Annotated in this window: 4 protein-coding genes and 1 tRNA gene; 1 reads left to right on the top strand and 4 read right to left on the bottom strand. The window is 58.5% G+C overall.

Annotated features, from left to right (window positions below; genetic code table 11):
• Positions 1-209: 209 nt before the first annotated feature.
• From Mhypo_RS17195 to tilS, 3 genes are all read right to left on the bottom strand, one after another.
• Positions 210-617: a YbjN domain-containing protein gene (locus tag Mhypo_RS17195; RefSeq protein ID WP_119342461.1), complete on the bottom strand. Its 408-nt coding sequence runs from the start codon at positions 615-617 to the stop codon at positions 210-212.
• A gap of 124 nt (positions 618-741) precedes the next feature.
• Positions 742-833 (bottom strand) — tRNA-Ser (locus tag Mhypo_RS17190).
• Between the two features lie 112 nt (positions 834-945).
• On the bottom strand, positions 946-2,451 hold the full coding sequence (gene tilS, locus Mhypo_RS17185) for a tRNA lysidine(34) synthetase TilS (protein ID WP_186814658.1): 1,506 nt from the start codon (positions 2,449-2,451) through the stop codon (positions 946-948).
• 75 nt (positions 2,452-2,526) lie between these two features.
• Here tilS and truD point away from each other — a divergent pair, with 75 nt between their 5' ends.
• The gene (gene truD / locus Mhypo_RS17180) at positions 2,527-3,618 is read left to right on the top strand and encodes a tRNA pseudouridine(13) synthase TruD (RefSeq protein WP_119342459.1); all 1,092 of its coding nucleotides are present in this window, start codon (positions 2,527-2,529) and stop codon (positions 3,616-3,618) included.
• Positions 3,619-3,707: 89 nt separating this feature from the next.
• Here the strand turns inward: truD and Mhypo_RS17175 are convergent.
• A partial coding sequence (locus Mhypo_RS17175; protein WP_119342458.1) for a right-handed parallel beta-helix repeat-containing protein occupies positions 3,708-4,988 on the bottom strand: 1,281 nt, incomplete at its 5' end.

Genomic DNA, 4,988 nt, shown 5'->3' with positions numbered 1-4,988 from the left:
AAAAGCTCAAAGCCTTCCTCCTGCCCCGCCGTCATTACGCTTGCCTCTCGCAACTCAAGCAAGCCCTTTTGCATGCCTTAGGTCTACTGGGGGCTGTAGAGGTAAAAATCTGATGTGGAGATACTTAGAAACCCTCAGGCGGGTGCTGACCAAATACAAGTTGCTCGGAGGCGAATTAGGTTTTTGGGTGGGCTGAGTGTGGCGCAGAATTATTCCACCAGATTGGCATCAATCATGCGCATGTAGGAGAAAAACAGCGTGACCTGGTCGCCGAAATCACGTATAAAGGCGTGGATGGCCTCGGGGGTGACGCCCTCGAGGCGGAGGTCGCTCTCGATGACCGGATCGTTGTCGGCATCCAGATACGACTTGGTGAAACGGTAGCGGCGGTTCCAGTTGAGCAGGTGGCGCGGTTCCACCCGATCAAAACCCGAGAACCCGGCCCGCAATTGCAGGCTGCTCACGTGTGGCTCGCCGTAGGTAATGAGGTGCCCGCGCAAGCCGTTGGGAAATTCCAGATTGAACAGGTCTTCCTTAACCTGTTCGGCGTTGGCCCCTAACTGCTCGAGGAGGATGCGCACCTCTTCGGTGGTAACTTCGCGCAAAATGGTATCCATTAGTAATAAGTTATACCCAATCGGGCCTGCTGAGGGTGAACGCTGAACCGCTAGGGAACGTTCAGGCACCAGGCTAGGGCAGTTTGTGCCCTGACTCTGCATGTGTGCCCTGACCGGGTGTTTCTGGCGGAGGAGGAGGGATTCGAACCCTCGATAGGGGGAACCCCCTATACCGGTTTTCGAGACCGGCCCGTTCAACCACTCCGGCACCCCTCCACTTATGCTAATCCGGCTGCCGCGGTGCAGCCGAATAGAGACTTTAGCACAACTTGGTTGTAAAGTCACGGGGCGTTTTGTCAGGGATGTTGTTGGTTCGCCGAGGGACTCATTAAGAGGCACGTTTGTGCGCAAAAAAGTCCCTCAAGAGCTTTGCCGACTCGCGCTCGAGCCAACCACCTTCCCACTCAAAGGGCGGCTTCATGCGATGAACCGTTACGGCTCCGGCTTTGAGGTTCTCTACAGCGTAGACTACCCGCCGAACCTGGGCCTCCATCAGCGCACCAAAACACATAGGGCAGGGCTCCAAGGTGACATAGACGGTGGCTCCAGGCAGCACCTTGGCTTGCTTCTTGAGCAGGGCTTTCTGCAAGGCCAATAGCTCGGCGTGGGCAGTGGCGTCCCGGCTTTGCTCCACCTGGTTGTGGGCTGAGGCCAGTTCAGTGCCGTCCCAGACTACCACCGCCCCAATAGGTACTTCACCACCGTCGCGTGCCAGCCTGGCTTGCTCGAGGGCGGTGCGCATGTGCTCGAGGTCGTCCGACTCGGGCCACAGGTTCCAGACTTCCTGCACGACGTCGCCCGTGGCCCGCACCGGCCAAACCTGCTTGAGCTCGGGGGGGACACTGTGTTGGGTAAAAAAGTCCACCAGCCGAACCCGGCCTTCCGGCAGGTCGATCTGGTCGCCCGGCTTGGGCAGCCTCGAGCCCCGCCAGGGCGGAAAAGTGTCCACTATGGGCGGAATCAGGAACAAGGTCCCATCGCGACGACGAACCTGCCAGCCTTCGGGGAGGGTAAAGGCCTCGCCCTGCAAGGCACGCTCGAGCTGGGTAATCCAGGTAGCCTCAGGCCGCAGCCTTATTTGCTCGATCATCTGCCGCAAGGCCCGGCGCCGGAGTCCAGCCGGGGCCTGGGCCAGGGGGGCAATGCGATAGGCGGGGCAGGGCCAGCGCCCGTCCCGCAGCAGTATTTGTTCGGCCAGAGGGTCGAGGGCCTCATCGTCTACCTGGGAGATGGCTGCAAAACGGGCCAGGGAGGCATTGGTTTGGGGAAAGCGATCTTTGAGCCTGGGAATAATCTCATGCCGCAGAAAATTGCGATCCATCGAGGTGTCGGCGTTGGTGATGTCGTCGAGCCAGTCCTGGTTTTTGCTGCGCAGGTAGGCTCGCAGGGTGCTGCGGCTGACCTCGAGCAACGGACGCACCACCTTGCCCCGCTTGGGGCGCATCCCCAGGCCCCGCCCTGTACCTTGCAATAGTTGTAACAATACCGTTTCGGCCTGGTCGTCTTCGGTGTGGGCGGTCAGGATGGCCTGGGCCTGGTGCTTTTTGGCTACTTTGGCCAGAAAACCATAGCGCAATTCCCGGGCGGTGGCCTCCAGATTTTCCCCGCGTTCGCCGGCAATCCGGGCGACATCGAGTTGTTCCGACTCGAAAGGATAGCCCAGGCGCTCGGCCAGCGACTTAACCCACAAGGCGTCAGCTGCCGAACCCTCGCGCAAGGCGTGATCGAGGTGGGCCACCACCACCTTGCGGGGGGTTGACGTGAGTAAGAGCAACAATGCAACCGAATCGCCGCCGCCCGATACTGCCGCTACCAGGCTGCCCTCCGGCACCATGCGGGTTAGATGGTTGGCGAACTGGGCTTCTAGCAGGTCTGCATCTACTGAATCCACCCTTATATGCTATAGGGTATGACTTCTTTTCCCAATCTCCGCTTTGATTTTGATGTCTACCCTTACCTCACCCCGGATTTGCCTGGGATGGACGGGGTGATTCGCCACCAAGCCAGGGATTTTCAGGTCGATGAAGTGCCGGCCTATAGCCCCTCGGGCCAGGGAGAACACCTGCTGGTACTGATCGAAAAAGAGGGCCTGACCACCCGGGACGTATTCGAGTTTTTGCGTGACCGGCTGCACATCAACGAGGCCCATATCGGGGTAGCGGGCCTGAAGGATAAGCACGCCCTGACCCGACAATGGTTTAGTATTCCGGCTCGCCACGAAGAGCGCCTGGAAAGTTTGTCTGAACTCCCCGGGGTACGGGTATTGGAGCGGGGTCTGCACCCCCACAAGCTCAAAACTGGCCACCTGCGGGGTAACCGCTTCCGTATCCTGATTCGGCCAAGCAGCGAGGCTTCCCGCTTGTCCAAAGAGCTGGTCGAGGCTGTTTTTCACGAACTCGAGCGCCGGGGGGTGCCCAACTACTATGGCCCCCAGCGGTTTGGTATTGGCGGCTTGAACCCCGTCAAGGGCTACGAACTGGTCAAAAAAGGCAAGATACACAGCCCTACCTGGCTCAAAAAGCTGCTGGTCTCGAGCCTGCAAAGCCTCTTATTCAACGACTGGCTGGCCCTGCGCATGGAAAGGGGGCTGTTCGACCAGGTCATCGAGGGGGATGTGGCCAAAAAGCACGATACCGGTGGGGAGTTTGTGGTTCGCGAGGCGGTGCTGGAAACCCCCCGGGCCCAGCGCTTCGAAATTAGCGCCACCGGGCCTTTGTACGGCAAAAAGTATCGGGAAGCCGAGGGGGAAGCCCGGGTCCTCGAAGACCAGATTTTGCAGAGATATGATCTGGAGCGCCACCATTTTGCCTCGCGCCGGGGGGATCGCCGCCTGATTCGCTTTCCCCTAACTGAATCCAGCGTGGAAGAGACCTCAGAAGGGCTCTGGGTAAGCTTTTTTCTGCCTAAAGGGGCCTACGCTACCACAGTGCTGCGGGAGATTATGAAGAAGAACCCCGAGGAAGGTGAGCTGGAAACTGAATCCGAAGAAACTCAGCCCTGAAGGAAACTGGAGACTGGCGGGGTCGGGTGTCTCCTGTATAGATGCAGCTAAGGATGCAGCGGGTCAGGCCTAACCATCTTCCTTCTGGGTCACTCGTGAGCGCCCAGGGTGCAGGGGTTGGCTCGAGGTTTGCCTTCCAGGTCGGTACTGGCGCATTGCTCGGGCAGGCCCTGGCCCAAAGCAGGGCTGCCGGCCCTGAGCCTGAAGTTGGCACTACCTGGGTCGGTGCTGGGGTTGATGAACTGTGGGTCGCCTAGCAGGTCGGTAGAGCTTCGATTGGGGAAACTGTTAGCAGCAAAATACAGGTTTCTGCTGAACACGAAGTTCGTTACGCTATAAACCGCTGTGGCTGCCCGGTCGGAACGAGCATAGACCACATTGTTGTAAAACCCCACATTTCCCGAAAAATACGCCGATAGATCACAGCAGATGTCGGGGGTACGGGCGTTGGCATAGAGGGTATTGTTGCGCACCACTACGTTGTCGGAATAGAAAATATTAACCCCCCGTCCCCCGTTGTCGAAGATCAGGTTATTCTCGATCAGGATGCGGCCCCGGTAGGGTACGCCAGGGTTGGTGCCGTAGTTTTGAGTGTTGCGGCCATCGTCCACAATAATCCCATTGCCGTCGGAGATGACCCGTTTGGCCGGATCGGGGTTGGAATAGTAGAAGGGAATCCGGTTCTCGTTTTTGTAGACAATGTTGCCCCGGATGAAGATCTTGAAATCGGTGGAGCTATCGGAATTCCAGTTCTGGTAGGTCGAGATGCCACTTTTATTCAGCGGGGAATAGAAGCCATTCTCGGCCACAACGTTGTTTTCGATATACAGATAATCGGCCTGCACGCTATATATGCCACCTCCCGGGCAGCGCAGCACCCGGTTGTTGCGCACGACGATATGGTGCGAGCGCAGATCGGGCTGCTGGTAACGGGGACCAATACCCAGGCAACTACCGGCAGTGACCGGGTTATCCAGCACATTCATCTGGGAGCGGGCGTACTCGAGGCTCACACTGGCTGCATTGCCTTCTATGTCGAACCCTTCGATGGCCACATAAGAGACGCCCTCCAGCAAGATGCCGACCCAGTTGGCCTCGAGTTTGATCTTGGGCCGATGCCCCGGATAGGCCCGGTAGATAATCCACTGGTTAGCCGTGCCCGAGCGCTTAATATTGAGAATAATGCTGTTGTAAGTGGAATTGGTGTACTCCCCATTCATCACCAGCACCAGATCTCCCGGCTGGGTCTGGTTGGAGGCCCGTTGCAGGGTGCGGAAAGCGCGGGTTTCGCTCAGCCCATCGTTGCTATCGTTGCCACTGGGCGAAACGTAGAGGGTGCGGCCTGTAGGGGGAGGGGGCAGGGTTGGGGG

The sequence above is a fragment of the Meiothermus hypogaeus genome, assembly GCF_003574035.1.
Taxonomy (GTDB): Bacteria; Deinococcota; Deinococci; order Deinococcales; family Thermaceae; genus Meiothermus; species Meiothermus hypogaeus.
Note: the sequence above shows the minus strand (reverse complement) of the source record. Positions and strands in the feature narration are given on the sequence as shown.

Coding starts and splice junctions, on each gene's coding strand:
- Mhypo_RS17195 (WP_119342461.1), bottom strand. CDS start 617: ATGGATACCATTTTGCGCGAAGTTACCACCGAAGAGGTGCGCATCCTC.
- tilS (WP_186814658.1), bottom strand. CDS start 2,451: ATGGTGCCGGAGGGCAGCCTGGTAGCGGCAGTATCGGGCGGCGGCGAT.
- truD (WP_119342459.1), top strand. CDS start 2,527: ATGACTTCTTTTCCCAATCTCCGCTTTGATTTTGATGTCTACCCTTAC.